General features: G+C 70.7%; 1 protein-coding gene. It reads right to left on the bottom strand.

The annotated features are described in order from the left end of the window. Positions 1-283 (bottom strand): ArsA-related P-loop ATPase (locus LZP69_RS16310; RefSeq protein WP_326490276.1); only part of this gene is annotated, 283 nt, incomplete at both ends.

Genomic DNA, 283 nt, shown 5'->3' with positions numbered 1-283 from the left:
GGGCAGTCGCAACGGCGTCCGTGCGATCTGCGGCGTGAAAGACGGCGTTGACGACAAGGTGTTGGTTCTTCATCCCGAGCGCGTCGAACTCGCCCGACGTGCGCTCGGCCTCGCGGAGCGCAGCGCGGTCAGGGCGGGTGACGAGCACGATCGTGGTCCTCGCGGCGTCGCTGAGCGCCGCGCGCGCTTCCGCGAAGCGCGCCTCCTGCATCTTCAGGCCGGAGTGGGGGCCGAGACAGGACGCGCCCTCCGACGTCGTCGACTGCAGGAAGCTCGTCCAGGC

The organism is Shewanella sp. AS1 (genome assembly GCF_021412565.1).
In the GTDB taxonomy this organism is placed as follows: domain Bacteria; phylum Pseudomonadota; class Gammaproteobacteria; order Enterobacterales; family Shewanellaceae; genus Shewanella.
Note: the sequence above shows the minus strand (reverse complement) of the source record. Positions and strands in the feature narration are given on the sequence as shown.